This is a genomic window from Streptomyces sp. P5F9 (assembly GCF_057961495.1).
Genome location: NZ_JBXVPZ010000153.1, coordinates 1 through 20,452 on the forward strand (window position 1 = coordinate 1; position 20,452 = coordinate 20,452).

At 71.4% G+C, this 20,452-nt stretch carries 17 protein-coding genes; 8 read left to right on the forward strand and 9 right to left on the reverse strand.

Annotated features, from left to right (window positions below; all coding sequences use genetic code 11):
• The first annotated feature begins 90 nt into the window (after positions 1-90).
• Both AC31A1_RS23925 and AC31A1_RS23930 read left to right on the forward strand, forming a co-directional pair.
• Positions 91-1,410 (forward strand): radical SAM protein, encoded by a 1,320-nt coding sequence (locus tag AC31A1_RS23925; protein ID WP_489655281.1) that lies wholly within the window; start codon positions 91-93, stop codon positions 1,408-1,410.
• 214 nt (positions 1,411-1,624) lie between these two features.
• Positions 1,625-3,133 carry a cellulose-binding domain-containing protein gene (locus AC31A1_RS23930; RefSeq protein WP_489655282.1) on the forward strand — a complete coding sequence of 503 codons (1,509 nt, stop codon included), beginning with the start codon at positions 1,625-1,627 and terminating at the stop codon, positions 3,131-3,133.
• A 299-nt stretch (positions 3,134-3,432) separates the two neighbouring features.
• Here the strand turns inward: AC31A1_RS23930 and AC31A1_RS23935 are convergent, their stop codons facing one another.
• Genes AC31A1_RS23935 through AC31A1_RS23945 form a run of 3 tightly spaced genes read right to left on the reverse strand, consistent with a single transcriptional unit; the run spans position 3,433 to position 6,764 of the window.
• A complete protein-coding gene (locus tag AC31A1_RS23935; protein WP_489655283.1) occupies positions 3,433-3,612 on the reverse strand; it encodes a hypothetical protein in 180 nt (59 codons plus the stop codon).
• 19 nt (positions 3,613-3,631) lie between these two features.
• A complete protein-coding gene (gene ngcE, locus AC31A1_RS23940) occupies positions 3,632-4,912 on the reverse strand; it encodes an N-acetylglucosamine/diacetylchitobiose ABC transporter substrate-binding protein (protein ID WP_489655284.1) in 1,281 nt (426 codons plus the stop codon).
• Positions 4,913-4,934: 22 nt separating this feature from the next.
• Entirely contained in the window at positions 4,935-6,764 is a 1,830-nt protein-coding gene (locus tag AC31A1_RS23945; RefSeq protein ID WP_489655285.1) for a hypothetical protein, read from the reverse strand.
• A gap of 416 nt (positions 6,765-7,180) precedes the next feature.
• Between AC31A1_RS23945 and AC31A1_RS23950 the strand changes: the two genes are divergently transcribed.
• Positions 7,181-7,843, forward strand: coding sequence for a carboxylesterase family protein (locus AC31A1_RS23950; protein WP_489655286.1), 663 nt, complete (start codon positions 7,181-7,183; stop codon positions 7,841-7,843).
• A gap of 72 nt (positions 7,844-7,915) precedes the next feature.
• Here the strand turns inward: AC31A1_RS23950 and AC31A1_RS23955 are convergent, their stop codons facing one another.
• The 6 genes from AC31A1_RS23955 to AC31A1_RS23980 all read right to left on the reverse strand — a co-directional run bounded on the left by AC31A1_RS23955 (position 7,916) and on the right by AC31A1_RS23980 (position 17,338).
• Positions 7,916-8,548: a pyridoxamine 5'-phosphate oxidase family protein gene (locus tag AC31A1_RS23955; protein ID WP_489655287.1), complete on the reverse strand. Its 633-nt coding sequence runs from the start codon at positions 8,546-8,548 to the stop codon at positions 7,916-7,918.
• Entirely contained in the window at positions 8,545-9,594 is a 1,050-nt protein-coding gene (locus tag AC31A1_RS23960) for a LuxR C-terminal-related transcriptional regulator (RefSeq protein WP_489655288.1), read from the reverse strand. Before AC31A1_RS23960 ends, AC31A1_RS23955 begins: the two co-directional genes overlap by 4 nt.
• 14 nt (positions 9,595-9,608) lie before the next feature.
• Positions 9,609-10,880: an MFS transporter gene (locus AC31A1_RS23965; RefSeq protein WP_489655289.1), complete on the reverse strand. Its 1,272-nt coding sequence runs from the start codon at positions 10,878-10,880 to the stop codon at positions 9,609-9,611.
• Complete coding sequence (locus tag AC31A1_RS23970; protein ID WP_489655290.1) at positions 10,877-12,631, reverse strand: condensation domain-containing protein; 1,755 nt, start codon at positions 12,629-12,631, stop codon at positions 10,877-10,879. The genes AC31A1_RS23965 and AC31A1_RS23970 overlap by 4 nt, the downstream gene beginning before the upstream one ends.
• An 84-nt stretch (positions 12,632-12,715) precedes the next feature.
• Positions 12,716-13,471: a protein phosphatase 2C domain-containing protein gene (locus AC31A1_RS23975; RefSeq protein ID WP_489655291.1), complete on the reverse strand. Its 756-nt coding sequence runs from the start codon at positions 13,469-13,471 to the stop codon at positions 12,716-12,718.
• Positions 13,472-13,759: 288 nt separating this feature from the next.
• Positions 13,760-17,338: a BTAD domain-containing putative transcriptional regulator gene (locus AC31A1_RS23980; protein ID WP_489655292.1), complete on the reverse strand. Its 3,579-nt coding sequence runs from the start codon at positions 17,336-17,338 to the stop codon at positions 13,760-13,762.
• Between the two features lie 235 nt (positions 17,339-17,573).
• Between AC31A1_RS23980 and AC31A1_RS23985 the strand changes: the two genes are divergently transcribed.
• The 5 genes from AC31A1_RS23985 to AC31A1_RS24005 all read left to right on the forward strand — a co-directional run.
• Positions 17,574-18,443, forward strand: a complete 870-nt coding sequence (locus AC31A1_RS23985) for a diiron oxygenase (protein ID WP_489655293.1) — start codon at positions 17,574-17,576, stop codon at positions 18,441-18,443.
• Positions 18,440-19,282: a class-II aminoacyl-tRNA synthetase family protein gene (locus tag AC31A1_RS23990; RefSeq protein WP_489655294.1), complete on the forward strand. Its 843-nt coding sequence runs from the start codon at positions 18,440-18,442 to the stop codon at positions 19,280-19,282. Before AC31A1_RS23985 ends, AC31A1_RS23990 begins: the two co-directional genes overlap by 4 nt.
• Complete coding sequence (acpS, locus tag AC31A1_RS23995; protein ID WP_489655295.1) at positions 19,279-19,719, forward strand: holo-ACP synthase; 441 nt, start codon at positions 19,279-19,281, stop codon at positions 19,717-19,719. The genes AC31A1_RS23990 and acpS overlap by 4 nt, the downstream gene beginning before the upstream one ends.
• Before the next feature lie 10 nt (positions 19,720-19,729).
• The gene (locus AC31A1_RS24000) at positions 19,730-19,963 is read left to right on the forward strand and encodes an acyl carrier protein (RefSeq protein ID WP_489655296.1); all 234 of its coding nucleotides are present in this window, start codon (positions 19,730-19,732) and stop codon (positions 19,961-19,963) included.
• A gap of 19 nt (positions 19,964-19,982) precedes the next feature.
• On the forward strand, positions 19,983-20,452 hold a 470-nt coding region (locus AC31A1_RS24005), incomplete at its 3' end, for an SAM-dependent methyltransferase (RefSeq protein ID WP_489655297.1).

Consider the following 20,452-nt stretch of genomic DNA (forward strand, 5'->3'; position numbering starts at 1 on the left):
GACCCCCCACTCCCCCCGCCCAACCGCCGGAGGCATACCGTGAGGAGTCGTACGCCTGAGCAGGGCGCCTGAGCCGGGAGGAGAAACGGGATGGGCAGCCGCACCGCGCTGGTCGAGGATCTGATGGAGCGCTTTCCGCATGTGCCGCGGGAGGCCGTCTTCAAGGAGGACCTGCTGCGCGGGGGAGTCGCCTTCGACCCGTCCGCGCTCAGCGACAACGAGGGCGGTGAGGTGAAGCCGAAGTCGTACTTCATCTTCTCCTTCGACCACGGCACCCTGCCGGAGCTGGGCGAGGCCGCGCTGCGCCGCCCGCCGGAGGAGATCATCCTCACGGGTGGCCCGTACGACCTGCGACGGACCGTCGTCTCCGTGCGGGTGAACCCGACCTCGCCGTACCGCGTGGCCTCCGACGAGGACGGTGTCCTCGGGCTGTACCTCGACGGGAAGCGGATCGCGGACGTCGGGGTGCCGCCGATGCCGGAGTACTACCGGCACAAGCTCGCCAACGGGAAGTCCGTCATGGAGGTCGCCCCGACCATCCAGTGGGGCTACCTGATCTACCTCACCGTCTTCCGTGTCTGCCAGTACTTCGGCGCCAAGGAGGAGTGCCAGTACTGCGACATCAACCACAACTGGCGCCAGCACAAGGCCGCCGGCCGGCCGTACACCGGAGTCAAGGACGTCGAAGAGGTCCTCGAAGCCCTGGAGATCATCGACCGGTACGACACCGCGAAGGTGTCCACCGCCTACACCCTCACCGGCGGCGCGATCACCAAGACCGTCGCCGGGCGCGACGAGGCCGACTTCTACGGCCACTACGCCAAGGCTATCGAGGAGCGTTTCCCGGGGCGGTGGATCGGCAAGGTCGTAGCCCAGGCGCTGCCTAAGGACGACGTACAGCGGTTCAAGGACTACGGCGTGCAGATCTACCACCCCAACTACGAGGTGTGGGACGAGTATCTGTTCAAGCTGCACTGCCCGGGCAAGGAGCGCTACGTCGGCCGCGCCGAATGGCACAAGCGGATTCTCGACTCCGCGGAGATCTTCGGTGCGCGCAACGTGATCCCCAACTTCGTGGCCGGCGTGGAGATGGCGGAGCCGTTCGGCTTCAAGACCGTCGACGAGGCGATCGCGTCGACCACCGAGGGCCTGCGCTTCTTCATGTCGCAGGGCATCACGCCCCGCTTCACTACCTGGTGCCCGGAGCCCACCACCCCGCTGGGCAAGGCCAATCCTCAGGGCGCTCCGCTGGAGTACCACATCCGGCTGCTGGAGGCCTACCGCGCGACGATGGAGGACTTCGGCCTCAAGTCCCCGCCCGGATACGGCGAACCGGGCCCCGGCCGCGCGGTCTTCTCCGTCAGCTCCTTCATGGACAGTCTCCCCGCCGAGGAGCCCGCGCCTTTGTAAGGTAACGGTGTGGCCAACTCCTGCGACGGGTGAGCCTGGAGGGGCTCGGACACGTACAACTGCACAGAGGCGACTGACAGTCACCGTAATTGGATACGTGGCTTGTCAGTTGTGTGGGAGGCGTGAAAGGCTCTGGCCCTGTCACGAGGCAGCCCCCCTCCAACTCGCCTACTGTCAGAGCTAGTTGGCCGTCATTCGTGGATGCAGGAGACCCATGCCCGACCTGCCGACTCCTCAGGACGCCGCTGAGGCAGCGCTGTTCACCGAGAGCTGGGACGCCGTGCTGTCCTACGCCGACCTGTGCACGTCCGGAGCCGCCTCGGCCACCGAACTGGCCAGTGAGGCCTTCGCACTTGGCATCCAGGAGGCCCGCTCCGCCGGATCCGGTCCGATGCGCGGTCCGGCCCGCCGGGTGCTGCCGGTGATACCGCTGCTGCTGACCGCCGTACGCACCACGGCGGCCACCTGGGAGCTCGCCGGACGGGGGCACCGGCTCGACCCGGACCTGCGGCTGTGGCTCAACTCGGAGAAGGCGGCGCGCTATCACGGCATGCCGTTGCAGCGCCCGATCGCGCTGCGCGGTCTGCGGGACCTGCAGGAGGCGGACGCGGCGCTGCTGTGGCTGGCCGAGGTGGAAGCGCTGCCGCTGCCCGTCGTGGCCCGCCGGCTCAGCCTCGACCCGGCGGTCGTCTCCAGTGAACTCGCCCAGGTTCGGGCCCTGTTCAGGGACCGCTGCCACCGCAACCACCTCGACACACCGATGGACGCGGAGTGCCGCAGCTACGCCCGGCTGCTGGACGCGGTGACCCGTTCACCGGCCGCCGACACCCCCGAGGACCTCTCCCGGCACCTCGCCACCTGTGTGCAGTGCGCGGAAGCGGCCGCCTGTCTGCGGCTCGCGGGCGGCGGACTGCCCGCCGCCCTCGCCGGCGGGGTGATCGGGTGGGGCGGGCTCGCCTATCTGGAGCGCCGCCGCCGGGCCGCCGAGGTACGGCTGGGCGCGGGGCGCCCCGCGGCCGAACTGGAGGCCGGGGAGCCGAAGGAGGGCGCGAGCAAGGCGCGCCTCGTCCGCAATGGTCTGCTCGCCGCGGCCGTCCTGCTGTCGCTGGTGGCGCTCGGGGTGTCGATGATGCCGATGGGCGGCTCCGGGCACGACAACGCGGCCAGCGACGACGCCGACAGCCGGCCGGTGGGGGATCCCGCCCCCACCCTGTCGTCCGTCGGCAGCCACCCGTCGGGCAAGGCCTCGCCGACCGCCCGGCCCGCGACGAGCGGCACGGCGACCGACTCCGGGGACAAGAACCCCGACACGGAACCCCAGGGCACCGCCTCGGCCACGGATGGCAACTCGCCGGACCCGACGAGGAGTTCGGGCTCAGGTTCCGGATCGGGTTCGGATACGACCACGCCGGCGAGCTGCGACGTCACGTACGACCTCGTCAACCAGTGGACCGACGGCTTCCAGGCCGCCATCACCGTCACCACCACCAAGGCCCTCGACACCTGGCGCGTCGCCTGGTCCTACCGCGACGGCCAGCAGGTCACCCAGATGTGGGACGCGAGCGTCGCCCAGGACGGCTCCCGGGTCACCGCCACCGCCGCCGACTACAACAAGAACGTCGCTGCGGACGGCAGCTTCACCTTCGGCTTCCTCGGGACGTGGAACAACACCAAGAACTCGGCGCCGTACGGCTTCACGCTCAACGGCGCGGCCTGCGACTAGGCCGGCCTCTCCCCGTCCTTCCGGAGGGCCGGCCCCCGCCCCGGCACGTTCTCCGGGCGGGTGACGACCGTGGCCGACGAACTACGCGCTCACGAACCGGTGTTGCCACGCTCCCCGATCAAGTCCCGGTACAGGGCCGCGCGTTCCTCAGCCGCCTTGGCCTCGGGCGAGTTCGGCCTCCCAGCCCTCCTCCAGGTCCTTCAGTCAGTCGCCGAACTCCTTGAGGCCGACGTGCCGTTGGCTCGCGCCGAGAGGGGCGTTGGCACCGGGCTCGTCGTCCTTGTGTCCGCCGAACTGGCTCACCGGGTAACGCGGCCCCGGGGAGCGACAGTTCGGGGTCCGCACCCCGGGCCGTTGTCGGTACCGGGCACGGGACCCAGGGCCTGCCGGCGTACGTGGTCGACCTGTTCGTGCATCACCTCGTCCTCGACGCTGTTGTCGCCGAGCACGATGCGGGAACCGGTGGTGTACGCCAGCACCCCCAGTTCCTCGGCGGACTCAGGAGTGTGTGTACTTCTTGACCGAGTCGTCCCTGGCCACGGCGTCCGAGGCCTTCTGGATTCTGTCGATCGCCTCTGTAGGGGTGATCCGGTCCGCCATCATCTCGCCGACGAGTCCGGCGATCACCTCGCGGTTCAGGGTCTGGTACCAGTCCGTGCGGGGGGACACGACGTGGGACCCGGCCGCGCTGAGGAGGCGGCTCGCGGAGGACAGCCCGGAGGGCAGGTCCATCCCTTCCACGGCCCCCTTCACACAACTCAGCGACGACGTCAGCCGGGAGAAGTTCTGCGCGGACCTCCTGCTGAGCATGATGCGCAGCAACTCCAGTCCGCCCGCCGCGTTCCTGGCGTCCCTGGGCACGATGAACGCCTCGCCCGCCTGAGCCCAGACGGTCCCGAAGGGCATCGCGTCCGAGCCGTCGAGACCGGACGGCGGCGCGACGGTCATGTCGAAGCCGGGCGGTGTGATGTCCTCGGTCTCGTTCTCCACCCAGGTGCCGTTCGGGACGAACAGCGCCCGGCCCTTGATCCACTCGGCCTGCGAGCGCGTGTGGTCGAGGTCCGGGGTGCCGGGCAGGACGTACCCCTTGGCGGCGAGTTCGTGGTACGCCGCGAAGGCCGTCCGTACGGCGTCGTGCTTCCAGGCGTTCGGCTCCAGGTCGTCGATCGCCCTGAGGACGTCCCGGCCGCCGATCTTGGCGATGAACGGATACAGCGTCCACTGGAGGTAGTACGGGAACCGGCCGGCGTACGTCCAGCCCGCGATGCCCTCCCTGGCGGCCGCCGCGCAGAGGGCGAGCATCTCGTCCCAGGTGCGCGGATAGCTCCAACCGTGCTTCTCCAGAAGGGACTTGGAGTACCACACCCCGAACACCGAGTAGGCGTAGTTCAGCGCCCACACCTCGTCGCCGCCGTACTGACCCTTCGACACGACACCCGGGATCAGCGTCTCCCCGACGGTGCTGCCGGGAGCGTCGTGGGCCGGGGCGTCCAGCAGGACCCGTAGATCCGTCAGCCGGTCCTCGGCCGCCAGGGCGGCGGTGGGGAGGGACTCGGCGCCCGTGTTGTCCACCAGGTCGGGCGGGGTGCCGTCCGTGAAGCGGGGCTGGAGCAGGGGGCGGACGGCGGCTGTCGTGGTGTGCGCGACCTTCGCGCCGGGGAACGCCTCCGCGTACCGTGCCTCGGCGTCCGTCACGTACTCGACGCCGAGCCCGCCGTCGAAGACGACGACCTCCAGCTCCGCCGACGCGTCGACCCCGAACGGGTTGTTCTGGCTCATGTCTCCCTTTCCGATGGTGTTTTCAGGGCTGCCGAGGATCCGCCTCGCGGGTCTCGTCGGCCTCGTACGCGAGCCACTGGGCGAAGGAGCGCAGGCCTTCGGCGAAGGGCACGGCCGGCCGCCAGCCGAGCTCCGCGGCGGCCCGCTCCGCCGCCTGCGGCGCCCGCCCGGACGGGTCCGGGAGGTGGTTCCCGACGGTCACCGCCGTACCGTCCGGTGCCTCGACGGGCACCCGGCGTACGGCCGCGCAGACGGCCTCGGCCACGTCGTACGGGGTGAGGGTCGCGTCGTCGCAGATCTCGAAGACGCCGGATCGCCGCAGCAGCAGGGCCCGTTCGACGGCCCGGCACACATCCGTGGCGTGCACATAGCGGACCGGCTCCGGCAGCGGGTCGGCCATCCTGATGGGCCGGCGCAGCAGGGCGCTCTCGACGAAGTCCGCGAGCAGCGAGCCTGGTTCCACGACGCTCGGGCCGTACGGCGTGCCGATGTGCAGGACGGTCACCGCGGTGCCGTCGCCCACGGACACCGGAGGGACGGCCTCCCACCCGGCTCCTTCGGTGGTCACCGTCACCACATGGCCGAGCCCGGCGCGGGCCGCTGCCTGGACCACCGACCGGCCCTCGTCGAAGGGACCGACATGGACGACCGAGTCCGTGTCCGCCAGGTCGCGCAGGGTGTGTTCGGTGACCGTGCCCTCGATCAGGGCCGTGTCGAAACCCTGGCACTCGAAGTCGTACGCCATGAAGCGGGCCAGCCCGTGCGACGAGCCGACGACGGCGATCCGGCCCTTGTGCGCGGGAGGTGGCGCGGGGGTCCTCCGTGCCTGCTCGTCGTGTGCCGCCGCGCCCAACTCCACGCTTCTGCGGGCGAGTTCGGCGAGGTCGTCGTGGAGGGCGGTGAGCTGGCGGGCGTCCATCTCGGCGCACAGGCCGCCGGGTCCGATGGTGGCGACGGCGGAGTTCCGGAGGACTCGGGCCGCCTCCTCCGTGTCCCGGCCGCCGGCCTCGCGGGTGAGGAAACCCGTCAGGCCCGCCGTGATCCACAGCGCCTCCAGGGCTCGCGGGCGCACCGGGGCGAGGGCGCCGAGCAGGGGGACCGACTCGGCGGCCACCTCGTTCAGCTGCTTGCGGAACCACTCCAGGGGAAACCGGAGCCGGCCGCAGTACCGGTCGCTGTCCACGGTCGTCCACGCCCCGTCGCCGTCGCGCCTGACCGCGCACTGGGCCGTCCCGTTCTTGAAGAACGGGACGGCGCCGACCTCGGACAGACCGGCCGCGAGCGCCCAGTCGGTGCCGGGTGGCACCGTGCCGAAGCAGGCCGCGCGGCGCAGTCCGTGCTGGTCGTTGCGGGCCACGCTGGGGAAGTCGTCGTGCTGGACGAGGTTCGGCACGGTCAGGTAGGTCGGTATGCGGTGGGCGCGTAAGTAGCGCTGCATGACCACGTCGTCGGGCCAGCCGTCGCCGTGCCGGCGGGCGAACGCGGCGAAGCCCAGAGCGACCGGCACCGGGAGCACCAGCGCCACGGTCGGCGTGTACTCCCGGGTGGCCGCCGCCCACCGGGCACCGAGCAGTGCGCCCATCCGGACCGCGGCGCCGTTGCGCGAGTTCCAGGCCGTGAACAGGGCGACGGCCGCGTGCGGCGCGCCGCGCACGACGTCCTCGACCCGGTCGAAGAAGCCCGGCCCGGGCAGCGCGTCGTCCTGGAGCACCAGATGGTGGGTGGCCCCGGGGTCGGCGGCCGACCAGGCGGCGGCCGCGGTCCGCAGCGCGGTGGGCGGGCCGTCCGGCTCGGGGTCGAGCACCAGCCGCAGGAAACCGTGCGGGGCCCTTTCGATGAGGCTTTCCGCCATTTCCCGACGGCGTGGATGACTCATGACGGCTCCGCTGAGCCTGACCCCGGTGATATTGATTCCGGTCGGCACCGATTCCTCTCTCCCCATATTGCGTCACCGCTCCCCTGCAGGTGGGCACGAGTTCGTCGCCGATAAATACTAGCGAGCGCGAACTGGTATTCCGCCATAAAGATTCTGGAGGTTCCTTGAGGACTTTTCGCTCCGGTATTTCCGCTCCTTCGCCGCCCTGAGCTGGCCATATGGCGACCTGCGCGTGCTCCGCCCAGTGAAAGCGGCAGTTTCCGCAACTTTTCTGAGGAAGTTCCGTTTCGGCCCTCCCGCCGGCCGGGCGGCAACAATGTTGACATGAACGAACCTGGGCGCGATCCTGAGATCTCCCATCAACTGAATTCCCTACTCCGGGCAGGTGTAAGGTGGCCTCACCTCTGCAATTCCGTACGTTCACGGTCGACGACACAGGTAATAATCTGCCGTACGCCGTGCACGTGCCGAGCGGTTATCAGGACGACCCGTCGAAGAGGTGGCCGCTGGTGCTTTTTCTGCACGGGGCCTCCGAGCGCGGCGACGATCCCTCGATGCTCACCGCGCACGGGCCGGTGAAGCAGGCCGCGCAGGGCGTCGACCTGCCCTTCGTGATGGTCGCCCCGCAGTGTCCGGCGTACAGCACCTGGTCGTGCGAACTGGACGGCCTGTACGCGCTGATCGAGGCGGTCTCGGGGGAGTACCGGATCGACGAGGACCGCGTGTACTGCACCGGCCTCAGTATGGGCGGGACGGGCACCTGGGCGCTGGCGGCGCGGTTCCCGAACCGGTTCGCGGCCGTGGTGCCGATCTGCGGGGCGTGGATGCCCGAGGCCGCTCCCCGGATCGCCAAGCTGCCGGTGTGGACGTTCCACGGCGAGGACGACTTCAACATCCTCATCAAGCACACCGAGCAGGTCGTCGAGGCGCTGAAGGACCTGGGCAGCCCCGCGAAGTTCACCCGGTACCCGGGCGTCGGCCACGACTCCTGGACGCGGACCTACGACGACCCCGAGGTCTACGCGTGGCTGCTGGAGCAGCGCCGCGGCGGGTGACACCGGCTCCGGCACCGAGGGCCCGCCGTTCTCCGGACGGCGGGCCCTCGCCGTCTCCCCCGGGGGGCCGGCTCAGCCGCGCCGCAGGGCCGCCAACTCCTCGCGCAGCCGGTCGTTCTCCCGCTCCAGTTCCGCGAGGCGCCCGCGGACCGGGGCGAGCGCCTCGGCGAGTTCCCGCTCGCTGAAGCGCGGCGTGATGTGCTTGGGACAGTTCCAGTCGAACGCCTCGACGCGCACGGTGATCAGCCGTTCCACCCGTCCGTCGGTAAGGGGAGTCTCCAGGCGCTCGGCGAGACCGGGATCGTCGAGCACCCCGACCTCGGCGGCCCGGCCGTACAGTTTCAGCCGGGCCTGCCGGGCGTGGTCCAGGAGGAACAGGGAGACCCGGTCGTCGCCCCGCAGATTGCCGGTGGTGATGTACTGCCGGTTGCCCCGGACGTCGGCGAAGGCCAGGGTGTGCGCGTCGAGCACGTGGAGGAAGCCGGGCGGCCCGCCCCGGAACTGCATGTACGGCCAGCCGGTCTCGCCGACCGTGGCCAGCATGAACCCGTCGAGACCGGCGATGAACTCGGCCTCCGCCGCGGTGAGTCGCTCGGCGCTGTCCGCGGGCACGGCCAGCCGCCGGGCCCCCGCGGCTGCGCTGCCCATCTCGTCCTGGACCAGGCGCACGTTCGGCGTGTACGCGAGACGCGCGTAACGGCTCATGCGGGGTTCCTCACGCCGTGCGTACGGTCGGCCGGGCTGAGCAGCCCCGAGCGGGCCGCCATGACACCGGCCTGGAAGCGGCTGCCCGCGGTGAGGTCCTGCATGATGGCCGCGATGTGCCGGCGGAACGACCGCTCCGACATGCCCAGCCGCCGGGCGATGACCTCGTCCTTGATGCCCGAGGCGAGCAGGTCCAGGATCGTCGCCCGCAGGTCGTCCATGGCGGTGGCGTAGCCCGCGGTCTTCGACTCGTAGTCCAGCGCCGACTGCCACATCCGGTCGTGGATGCCGCTCAGGAACGCCGCGACGGACGGGTCGTAGACGACCGCGAGGCGCCCCTCGTCGTCGGCCGGGACGAAGGCGACCCGGCGGTCGACGACGATGAACCGGCCGTGGATCTCCCGCGAGGTGCGGACCTGCCCGTCGGCCCGGGTCAGCTCGCGGACGTGGGACCGGGTCCCGGCGTCACCGCGCGCCGTGTGCGGATACAGGACCAGAGCACGCACCCCGCGCCGGAGTGCCTCCAGCACCAGCGGCCGGGCGTGGCGCAGCTCCGGTGTCTCCTGCGCCACGCACGGCTGCATGACCTGGATCTCCGAGGTGCCGCTCTGCACGGCCTCCGTCAGCCGCAGCGCGATCTCGCCCGGATCGCCGGTCACCACGACGGTCTCGGGCCGGCGCCGGTACCGCTGGGTGTTGTCGAACGCGTCCACGAAGGACAGCAACTGCCCCTTCACGTCGGCCAGTCGGCGGCGCTCGGAGTAGATGGCCTGCTCCAGCGGCACCAGCAGCTCCATCTGCGCCTCCTCCGGACTCACGGCGATCAGCTCGCCCCGGCCCGGGGCCGCGTCCTTGACCAGCCGCAGCCCCCGCAGCACACGCACCGCTTCGAGGACCCGGGGCGGGGAGACACCGAGCCCGGCCGCGAGTGCGGACGGGGTGGTGCCGGGGTCGGCGAGGACACGTTCGTAGACGTGGACGACGAACTCGTCCACCTCTTCGGAACGGGGCAGCTCCGACGTCGTGATCGGGGTCGCGATCTCCATGTCACCTCCTCCGTTCAGGCCTGGGGCGGTTCGGCGTTCACGGGCACGGCACGCAGTCCTCTGATCCCGGGCACCGCCAGCAGCACCCCGCTGCACAGGAGTCCGAGCAGTGTCGCCGCGGCCATCAGGGGGCGCTCCCCGGCCAGCGAGACGAACGGGCCCGCGAGGGAGCGGCCCAGCGCCATGGAGAGCAGCGATCCGGTGACGTCGTAGGCGTAGACGCGGTTGAGCAGCTCCGCCGGGATCTGTGTCTGGACGGTGGTCGCCCAGATCACCGCCCAGAAGGCGAGGCCGCCGCCGGCGACGGCCCAGCCGAGGCAGAGCGGTACGACTCCGGTCCGCAGCGCGGGCATCAGCGGGAACAGCGCGTAGAGCACCCATCCGATCGACCCGGTGGCGAGGGGACGGCCCGGCCGGATGCGGATGGCGACGGTGCCGCCGATCACCCCGCCCGCGCCGAAGGCGGCCATGCCGATGCCGAGCGCCGTCGAGCCGTGCTGGGAGGTGACCAGGTCCGCGCCCACGGGCAGGGACAGACCGGCGACGAAGCAGCCGTAGACCAGGAAGCAGGAGATCACGCCCCACAGCCAGGGGCGGGAGCGGAACTCCTGCCAGCCTTCGGTCAGTTGGTGCCAGAAGGTCTCCGACGCGCTGTCCTTCGGGGCCTGTTTCAGGCGCAGGCCGAACAGGCAGGCGGCGCTGAGGGCGTAGGTGGCCGCGTAGATGCCGAAGACCGTGGCCGGGCCGGAGAGGCCGATCAGGACGCCGGCGAGGGCCGGGCCCAGGACGCCGGCCACCGACTCCGAGACGCGCAGCACGCCGTTGGCCCGCTGTACGTCGGTGGAGACCTGGGGGACCATGCTGGCCACGCCCGGCTGGAACAGGGCGGTGGCGACACCGCTGAAGAACTGCAGGGCCACGATCAGCCAGAGCGACGGTGTGCCGAGCGCGAAGGCGACGGCCAGACCGCCCTGTAGGCCCAGCCGCAGCAGGTCGGCCAGCACCATCATCCGGCGCGGGGTGAACCGGTCGGCGAGCACACCGCCGAACAGCATGCACAGGGCGAGCGCGGCCATCCACGCGCCGAGGCTGTAACCCACGCCCGACGTGCCGTACCCGGCGTCCAGCACACCGACCGACAGGGCGACCGGGAGCATGGCGTCGCCGAGCAGGGAACCGGTGCGGGCGCCGAAGTACAGGCGGAAGTTGGTGGTCCACAGGGACGGTGCCGCGGTCGGCTCCTCCGCCGACGGGTCGTCCGTCCGGAGACCGGCGTCCGAACTCATGCCTCGTCACGTCCTTCCCGGCGTCCCGTGGACTCCTCGCGCACCGGCGACGCGGCCCAGGCGGCCGGGTCGGCCGGATCCGCGGGCGCGGCCTCGTGCACGACATAGGTGTGCGGTGCCATGGCGGTGACCCGCCCCGGCAGCGCGGCGAGCGTCCGCTCGTGCACCGCGGCGGGGGAGTCGGGCCCGGCCAGGTGGCAGACGACGCGATGCCCCGACTCCTCGTCCGGAACGACCGTCACGAGATGCGGCACCTCACCCAGCACCTCGTCCAACAGGTCGCGTACGGCGTCGAGTTCGATCCAGGAGTGGTCGCTGAGGTACCAGCCGTCACCGCGCGGCACCGGTCGCAGTTCGGTCAGCGACTTCAGTTCCCCGAGCGGCAGATCGCCTCCGGCGGCGGCGCGCAGCAGGCGCAGCAGGGTGCGGCCGAACTCCTCGGCGTCGTCGCGCGGCAGGACCTGCGGGTCGACCCAGAGGGTGAACTCGAACTCCTCGTCCAGCCGGTACAGGCAGGCGAAGAAGCGGCAGGGGATGTCCTCCGCCGGCGTCCAGGAGACGCTGCCGCCGATCCCTGGGTCCTCGTCGGGCGGCGGCTGGTGGCCCGGGATCCACACCGAGGGCAGCCGGCTGAGCGCCGACTGGTCGGGCGAGCCCGCCGTGGTGGCGAGCGTGCTCATGTCATTGAAGACGAGGTCGCGGGCGAAGGACACGCCCCGCTCGGCGGCGACGCCGTCGATGACCTTCCAGAGGGCGGTGGGGTCGAACCAGCTGTGCCGGTAGGCGGGCAGCCCCGCGGAGCGCACCGCCCGGACGCAGTCGTCGAAGCCCGCGGCCTCCGCGAGGTCGACGGGAAGCAGCGCGTCCTGGGCCAGTGAGCCGAAGAACCCGCGCAGCCGCCGGACCACCCGGTTGTCGGACAACGAGGTCGTCACCACCGTGGACTGCCCGGTGTGATGCCCGACCAGGACGGCCAGCGCGGCCAGCACGACGGCCGAGGGACTGGCGCCGGTCCGGTCCGCGATCGCCGTGAGATCCGCCGGGACGGTGCTGGAGCGGAGGGTGAGGCCCGCGTGCAGCCAGTCGGTCTTGGCCGGGGTCGTCCGTGCGGGGAGGGTGAACATCGCCTGCGGGACGCGCCGCAGCCGTGACTCCCAGTAGCGCAGGGCGCTCCCGCCCAGCCGCCTGATGGTCGGGGACTGCTCCAACTCCACGACGTCGACGGGCTCCAGAGCGGGCGGGGACGGCAGCGGCCGACCCGTGGACAGGGCGGCCCACTCGGTGTGCAGCACCTCGCACGCGGCGACATCCATGGCCGCGTGCGAGACCACCCAGACCAGATGCCGGGGCACACCGCCCGACGTCACCACGGCCACCCGGAACGGCAGTTCGCGTTCCAGGTCGAAGACGCGTGCCCGCAGCTCACGGGCGGTCAGATCCGCGACCTGGAGTGTGTCCCGCTCCGCCTCGACCACCTCTACGACGAGTTCGCCGTGGGCGGCGACCGACTGGGTGGGGAAGGCGCCGAGCCGGTAGGTCGTGCGCAGCGCTTCATGGCGCCCGATCAGCTCGCCCAACTGGTCGGCGATCCGGACGAGTCCGCCGTCGGCGGGGGCGTCGAAGACCATGGCCAGGTTGAGCCGGGTCGGGTCCTCGTCGACGCCGATCGACCGCACGATGTTGGCATGGCCGAAGGACAGCGTTCCGGTGCGGTGTAAAAAACCGGAGAACGGCACGGTGAGTTGCGGCAAGGGGTCACCTCATGAAGGAGCCGGGCCGGCCCTGCGGCCCGGGATACGTGTGTCAGGGGTGGAGCACGGTTGAAGCCGTGCGGCTCAGCTCGCGTCGCCGATCAGACAGAGGGCGACGGACGCGTCGTCGTGGTGCTTGCCCGGGAACGCCCCGACGGGGGTGCGCGACTCGGCGGCCCGCGTCCGCGCGATGAGCGTGCGGGCCCCTTCGCGGCCCAGGCAGTCCAGCAGTTTCTGCCAGCTCCAGTCGTAGCGTTCGACCAGCCGGTAGGCGCCGTCGGTCAACAGACAGGCGCGGTCGATGCGTTCGGCCGGCCAGCTGCCGGTCAGTGCGTGGGCGGCCGCCTCGGGGGAGTTCCCGGCGACCCAGAAGCCGCCCTCCTGGTTGCGCAGATGCCGTAGGTCCGCCCATGACCGGTCGGGGAAGCCGTGGATGCGGTTGTCGACCACGCAGTCGACGGCGCCGTCCGTGAACCGGACGACGGCCGCGGAGTCCCCGAGGACCAGGTGGTCCACGTGGTCGTCGCGGCGGCGCAGGACGGCGACGGTGGCGGACGGGCTGCGGGGGTTCGTCAGGTCGCAGCCCGTCCCGTGCCGGGTCATGACGTCATCGATTGCCTCGCCGAGCACCTGGGACAGCGCGGCCGCCGGGGCCTCGATCAGCCCGGCCACCAGACGGCTGCCGAGCTGGGTGACCAGCCAACGGACGTCATGGCGGCAGCCGTTGTCCACCCCCGGCTCGGCCGTCGCCCCGTCGAGCACCACGGCGAAATGTCCTGCGGCGGCGACGAAGTCCTCGTTCAGAAGGTCGCCGGGACGTGTGGCACAAGTGATCTCCACCGCTCCTCCAGAGACGCGTGCGGGTCGGGACTCGGGGCACCGGAGGCGCCGACCCGCCCTGTGGTCTGTACCTCTGCTGGACGACACTACGGAGCCGCGGTGTCCGCGGAACTACAGCCGGACCATAGGAGTCGGCGGCACCCGGAAGAGCGGTCCGTGCCGCCACGACCCTGCTGACCTGCGGCGCTGCGACCCGGTCCGGACCAGTGCGCGGACAGCGGCAGAAATCGCAAACCTTTCCCCGGCAGGTCGTCACACCGCCCCGGGCCGACGCGCGGAATCCGCCGTTCAGGCCGCGCGGACCGGCCGCGGCCGGAGACCCCCGAAACGCGGCATGCCCATCCCCCGGAACAGCAGCAGCGACGCACGCCAGTGGCCGAACGCCACGGCATCCTCGCCCAGCGCCGCGAAGGCGCCGCCCAGGGCCAGTTGACTCCGCGCCTCTCCCGGCCGGTGTCCGGTTCTGCGGTGCAGATCGAGCGCCTCCCGCGCGTGCCGCAGCGCCGGCTCGCCCTGCCCGAGCCGGCCCCGGACACCGGCGAGCACGTTCAGCGCATTGCCCTCCAGCATCCGGAACTCCGCCTGACGGGCCATCACCATGGCCCCCTCGACCGTGTCCAGCGCCTCGTCGGCCCGACCCTGCCGCAGCCGGGTCGCGGCCAGGTTGATCAGCGCGTAGATCTGCGGATAGCGGTCGTCCATCGACTCGGCGAGACGCAGCGCCCGCAGATAGCACTCCGCGGCGTCCGCCGGCGCCCCGGCGCTGTCGTGCGCGGCCCCCATCGAGAAGTACGCGTTCGCCTCCAGCCTCCGGTTGCGCATGGACTGCGCGGACTCCAGGGCGATCCGCGCGAGCGCCAGCCCCTCGATGTGCCCGCCGAGATCCGAGTGCGCCGCCGACAGACAGCTCAACGCGACCGTCACGCTGGTCTTGTTGCCGTTCTGCTCGTGCACCGGCAGGGCCTCGCCCATGACCCGGATGACCTCCCGGGGCCGGCCCAGGGCCCGGTAGGAGATCCCGAGATTCGTGCGCGCGATGGCCTCACCGCTGGGGGAGCCCAGCTGCCGGAACAGCCGTGCCGCGTGCGTGTGGTGGTCCGCCGCCTCCTGGAGCTGGCCCAGCTTCCAGCAGATCAGGCCCAGGTTCATCACATCGTCCGGAGCGACTGTCCCCTGGGACCGCTCCGCGAGGTCCCAGGCCTGCGACAGGAACCGGGTCGCCTCCCGCATCGCGCCGTTCTCCTGGTGCGCGGCCCCGATCCGGCGCAGCGCCAGCGCCTGCCCGTTGAGCCAGCCGGCGGCCCTGGCCAGGGCCAGCGCACCGGTGAACAGCTCCTGGGCCCGGATGTTGTCGCCCTGCACCCAGTAGCAGTCCCCGCGCCTCAACTGCGCCGCCGACTGCGCCCGCAGATCACCGTCGGCCCGCGCCGCGGCAAGCCCCGTCGTCGCCACGGAGAGGCAGTCCGCCGTGTACGCCCGCAACGACAGGAACCCGTGCAGCGCCTCGGCGAGCCGCCACGCGACCCGGCTGCGCCCGGAGTCCGCGGCCGACCGCACCGCACCGACCAGGCTCTCCCGCTCGCTCTCCAGCCACTCCAGGCACTGCCGCCGGTCGTGGACCACCAGCTGCCGCGTCCCCGATCCCGGCCGCGTGCTCGCGTCCCGGCCCGACAACTCCTCCGGGCTGAGCATCCCGGCGGCCGCCTCGGCGTTGACCAGATACCAGTCGAGGAGCCTGGCGTGCGCCGCGTCCAGCTCGGCGCCTTCGGCCAACTCCCGTGCGTAGGTGCGCAGTAGGTCGTGGGTCGCGAAGCGTCCGGGCACCGACTCCTGCACCAGGTGGGCCTCGGCGAGACCGCGCAGCAGCCGGACGGCCCGTGCCGTGTCGGTGTCGATCAGGGCGGCGGCGCCGTGCGCGGTGGTGTCCGGTCCCGGCACCTGCCCCAGTAGGCGGAACGCGCGCCGGGCCGGCTCGGGGAGCGCGAGGTAGGACAGGTCGAACGCGGCGCGGATCGTGGCCCGTTCGTCCCCGTCCACCTGTAGTCCGCTCAGCAGGTTCCCGCCGCCCAGCTCGGCGCAGTACTCGGCGATGCCGGTGTTCCGGTTGGCGATCAGGTTGCCCGCGGCGATCCGCAGCGCCAGCGGCAACCGCCCGCAGAGTCGCGCCAGTTCGGCCGCCGCCTCGGGTTCGGCCAGCACCCGGCCGCTCCCGAGGACCCGGCCCAGCAGGGATCTGGCCTCTTCCGGGCTGAGCACGTCGAGGCCGAGCACATGCGCGCCGTCGGTGGCGACCAGACCCGAGAGCCTGCCCCGACTGGTGATCACCACACGGGAGTTGGCGACCCCGGGTATGAGGGGCCGCACCTGCTCGACGTCGGCGGCGTTGTCGAGAACGATCAGCATGGACCGGTCGGCCAGGAGCGTGCGGTACGTCGCCGCCGCCTCCTCCAGGTTCGACGGCACCTGGTCCGGCGGCACCCCGAGCGCGCGCAGAAAGCGGGCCAGTACGTCCTCGGGGCGCAGCGCGGGCAGCGAGGAGTGCCCCTGCAGATTCACGAACAACTGCCCGTCGGTGAAACGGGAGCGCTGCGCGTGCGCCCAGCGCAGGGCGAACGCGGTCTTCCCCACCCCGGGCGGGCCCACGACCGTGACGACCGGGGCCTGTTCGGGACCGTCGGGGGACAACAGCCGGTCCAGCTCGTGGAGTTGGGTCTCGCGGCCCACGTAGGTGGCGGTGTCGGCGGGCAGTTGAGCCGGCGGCCTGATGGTCGCCCGCGTCCGGACGGCGGCCTCGTCGGCCGCCGCGCGCCCGGTCGCGGGGAGCTGCTGCCGGAGCACCCGCACATGGGCGTTCCGCAGCTCCTCGCTCGGCGTGATGCCCAACTGCTCGTCGAGACGCCCCCGCAGCCCGGTGAAGACGTTCAGCGCGGCCGCCTGCTCACCGCAGCCGGCCAGGGCGAGCATGAGGCGGGCGTGGACGCCCTCGTGCAGCGGCTCCTCGTGCGCGAGGTCCCACAGGAGGCGCAACGACCGCTCGGGATGCCGCAGTTCGAGGGCCAGATCGGCGTGCAGCAGCGTCGCGTCGATCCGGCGCCCGCCGCAGGCGACGGCCATCGGGTGCTGCCGCAGCGCGGACCCCATGTCGGCGAGGACGGGACCGCGCCAGCACCCCAGCGCGACGGTGAGCGACTCGAAGGCCAGCGTCAGATGGTCGGCGCGGTGGGCGCGCCGCGCGCGGGACACCAGCTCGTCGAAGCGGCCGATGTCGGTCTGGCCCGCGTCGACCAGCAGCCGGTAGCCGCTCGGGCCGCGCTCCACGCCCGACTTGGCGTCGCCCGGCCCCCGGTCCGGTTCGAGGAGCCGGCGCACCTGGCTGACGTACGTGTGGACCAGGCTCTGGCACGAATCGGGGGGACCGGCGGGCCACAGGGTCTCGACGATCTCCTGATGGGTGGCGGGCGCCGGGCACTTGAGCACGAGGAGCGCGAGCAGTCGGCGGAGCATGGGCCTGCTGACCGGCACCGGGGTGTCCCCGCGCTGCACGGCGAGCGGGCCGAGGATCAGGAAACGCGGCCGGCCGGTGGTCCTCGGCGCGGTCTCGCGGGCGGCGTCGTGGAGTTCGCCCGCCTCGGCGTCGGAGAGGTCCAGCGCGGTGACGAGCCGTTGGATCGTGCGCAACTGGGGCCGCTGTACCCGGCCGTGCTCGATGTCGCGCAGGGCGCGCGTGCTCATGCCCGTTTTCGCCGACAGGTCCTGCTGGCTGAGCTGGGCCCGCTTCCGAAGCGACCGTAGCCGTTCCCCCAGTGCCGGTGAGCCGCTCTCGGCTCCGCGGTCCGCGCGTGAGGTGTCCACTGCACTGCTGTCCAACTGTCGCCCCATCCAAGGTGACTTGCACGGCTCTGGGCAGCCTTCTCAGGCGTGGTCCGGTCGAACACTCCCCGGACCAAGGATGCTCCGAACCACATCATCACCTCCACCCCGACGGTCACGCCACGTGGCTGACCGGTCGCGGCCAGGCCGCTTTCGGGCGTTGAAGCCCTTTCCGGTACCGGCCTACCGTCTGGATCGACCGCAGCGCACCCCGAAAGGAGGTCACGATCCCATGGTCGGTGATGTGATCGAGGGCAGCGAACGCTTCCAGGGAATTCTCGAACGTCTCAGCGCCAAGTCGATCGACGACTACTACAACCCGTACCGGCTCTTCGAGTGGCCAGGTGAACTCCCGTACGACATGTGGTGGATGAGCCCCGAACTCACCACCACCCACGGCACCGAACTGGCCGGAATCCTCAGCAAGGAGCAGCTGTACGCCCTCTCGCGGTACGAGAGCATCAACTTCTACAGCCTCAATGTGCACGGAATCCGGGAACTCCTCATCGAGGTCGTCGGCCGGATCCACACCGCGGGTTTCGAGACCCCCTCCGAGTTCTTCCACCATTTCATCGGTGAGGAGAACGAACACATGTGGTTCTTCGCGGAGTTCTGCCTGCGCTACGGCGGGAAGATCTACCGCCAGCCGGCCGGCGCCGGCGCGACCGTGTCCTCCGCCAAGGTGGAGAGCCTGCTCGTCTTCGCCCGCATCATGATCTTCGAGGAGCTGGTCGACCACTACAACTCGGCCATGGCGGCGGACGAGCGGCTGCACGAGACGATCCGCGCGATCAACCGCATCCACCACCAGGACGAGTCCCGGCACATCGCCTTCGGCCGCGAACTGGTCCACCTCCTCTTCGAGGACGTGAAACGCACGGCTGACGAGGACGAACTGGAGCGGATCTCCAGCTACTTGAGCCGCTACATGACCCACAGCTTCGAGTCCCTCTACCACCCCCAGGTGTACCGCGACGCCGGCCTGGAGCGCCCGCACGAGGTGCGCCGGGCCCTGCTGGACTCCCCGGCCAGGAAGGCCGCGGAGGAACGCACGTTCCGCAAGACCGCCAAGTACCTCAAGAGGACGGGGCTCCTGCGATGACCCGCCTCACCGGCAGTGCGGGCGCCCCGGCGCTCGCCATCCTCGGCCCGGACGAGACCCGGCTGATCAGGGAACTCGACGGCGTCTTCGCCGGCTGGGGACACGCGGCCGGCGCCGGCGAGATCAGCCCGCCGCCGTTCTTCCCGGTGAGCGACCTGGAGAAGTTCGACGTCTACACGAACTTCCCCCACCTCGCCTGGGTGGCCGGAACACTGGAACTGGCGAGCGGCCAGGCCAAACCGGAGAACGGCGCGTTCGGACCGTCGGACATCACCGAAGCCCGGTACGGACTCCCGCACGCCACCTGCTACGGCGCGTACCTCTACCACGAGGGCGACCGGATCCCCGACGACACCCTCGTCACCCTGGTCAACCGCTGCTTCCGCAACGAGGACCACTACGGCGGCCTCCGCCGCCTGGCCAGCTTCCAGATGCGCGAGATCGTCGCCCTCGGCACCTACGACCACACCCAGACCGTGCTCGCCCGCTTCACGGACCGCATCCTCGCCTTCGCCGACGCCCTCGGGCTCGGACTGGAGCGGACCGCGGCCTCCGACCCGTTCTTCCAGAACGACGGGGCGCGGGCCCTCATGCAGAAACTCAGCCCGGTCAAGTACGAGTTCCAGCAGGGCGACCTGGCCATCGCCTCGGTCAACACCCACCGCAACTTCTTCGGCGAGCGGTGCGGGATCCGCCTGGCCGACGGGGAGTCCGCGTTCACCTCCTGCGTCGCCTTCGGCCTCGAACGCTGGCTCGCCGTACTGAGCGACCACCACGGCGGCGACCCCGTGGCCGCACTCGACGCCGTCCGCGCCGCCGCTGCGGCCACCGCGGCATGAGCCTCCCGAGCAACGTCGTGACGGCCCGGATCGGCATCGACCTCGTACCGCTCGCACGCGTCACCGAACTGCTGGCCCCGGACGCCGGCCGCGCCCTGCGGCGGATGCTCTCACCCGGAGAACTGGAAGCCTGCCGCACCCCCGACGGGGCGGCCGACCCGGAGAGCATCGCCGGCCGGCTCGCCGCCAAGGAAGCCGTGTTCAAGGTGTTCTCCGTCGCCGGGCAGACCCTGCCCTGGCTCGGCATCGAGATCCTCTCCGGCCCCGGCGGCCGGCCGGACCTCCGGCTGAGCGGGCGGGCCGCCGAACTCGCCGATCAGGTCGGACTCGGCCCGATCGACGTGAGCATCAGTCACAGCGGCGGCTTCGCGGTGGCGGTGGCCGCCGCCGCTGCGGCCACCGCGAAGCCGACCCACCTGGCACTGCCTCACCCCTGAAGGGAATCCCATGAGTTCCACCGGAATCGAGAAGGTCCGGGACTGGATCCTCGGCCGCCACGCCGACCGCACCGAACTCGCGGCCGACGTCAACATCATCGAGAACCGGCTCGTCGACTCGCTGTCCTTCGTCGAACTCGTCTACGCGATCGAGGACGCCAGCGGCGCCGAGATCGACTTCGACACGATCGACATCGAGGACTTCCAGTCCCTGGCGACCATCGAGAAGGCGTTCTTCGCCTGACGCGAGAGAGGCCCGAACCATGCACGCAGTCTCGTACACGGCCCAGTGGATGGCCGCCGCCCGGGCCCTGGAGTCCGAGCGGGAGGACGCGCTCTACATCGACCCCCTCGCGCGCGCACTCGCGGCCCCCAAGGGCTTCGAACTGATCGACCGCTACGAGGGCGGCGGCCTGCTGCCTTTCATCTCCATCCGCACCAAGTTCCTCGACGACAACATCGCCACCCTCCTCGCCGACGGCACCATCCAGCAGGTCGTGCTGATCGCCGCCGGCATGGACACCCGCGCCTACCGGCTCGACTGGCCCGACGGCACCGAGGTCTACGAGGTCGACCACGGCCCGCTCATCGAGGAGAAACGCGACCGCCTCGACCGGCTCGGCGCCCGGCCCCGCACCGACCGCCGCGAGGTCTCCGCCGACCTCACCGGCACCTGGCTCCCCGACCTCGAACGGGCCGGCTTCGACCCCACCCGCCCCACCCTGTGGATCGC

Bases quoted from the DNA above. Each gene is read 5' to 3' on its own strand.
- AC31A1_RS23925 (WP_489655281.1), top strand. From the start codon at position 91: ATGGGCAGCCGCACCGCGCTGGTCGAGGATCTGATGGAGCGCTTTCCG.
- AC31A1_RS23930 (WP_489655282.1), top strand. From the start codon at position 1,625: ATGCCCGACCTGCCGACTCCTCAGGACGCCGCTGAGGCAGCGCTGTTC.
- ngcE (WP_489655284.1), bottom strand. From the start codon at position 4,912: ATGAGCCAGAACAACCCGTTCGGGGTCGACGCGTCGGCGGAGCTGGAG.
- AC31A1_RS23945 (WP_489655285.1), bottom strand. From the start codon at position 6,764: ATGGCGGAAAGCCTCATCGAAAGGGCCCCGCACGGTTTCCTGCGGCTG.
- AC31A1_RS23955 (WP_489655287.1), bottom strand. From the start codon at position 8,548: ATGAGCCGTTACGCGCGTCTCGCGTACACGCCGAACGTGCGCCTGGTC.
- AC31A1_RS23960 (WP_489655288.1), bottom strand. From the start codon at position 9,594: ATGGAGATCGCGACCCCGATCACGACGTCGGAGCTGCCCCGTTCCGAA.
- AC31A1_RS23965 (WP_489655289.1), bottom strand. From the start codon at position 10,880: ATGAGTTCGGACGCCGGTCTCCGGACGGACGACCCGTCGGCGGAGGAG.
- AC31A1_RS23985 (WP_489655293.1), top strand. From the start codon at position 17,574: ATGGTCGGTGATGTGATCGAGGGCAGCGAACGCTTCCAGGGAATTCTC.
- AC31A1_RS23990 (WP_489655294.1), top strand. From the start codon at position 18,440: ATGACCCGCCTCACCGGCAGTGCGGGCGCCCCGGCGCTCGCCATCCTC.
- acpS (WP_489655295.1), top strand. From the start codon at position 19,279: ATGAGCCTCCCGAGCAACGTCGTGACGGCCCGGATCGGCATCGACCTC.
- AC31A1_RS24000 (WP_489655296.1), top strand. From the start codon at position 19,730: ATGAGTTCCACCGGAATCGAGAAGGTCCGGGACTGGATCCTCGGCCGC.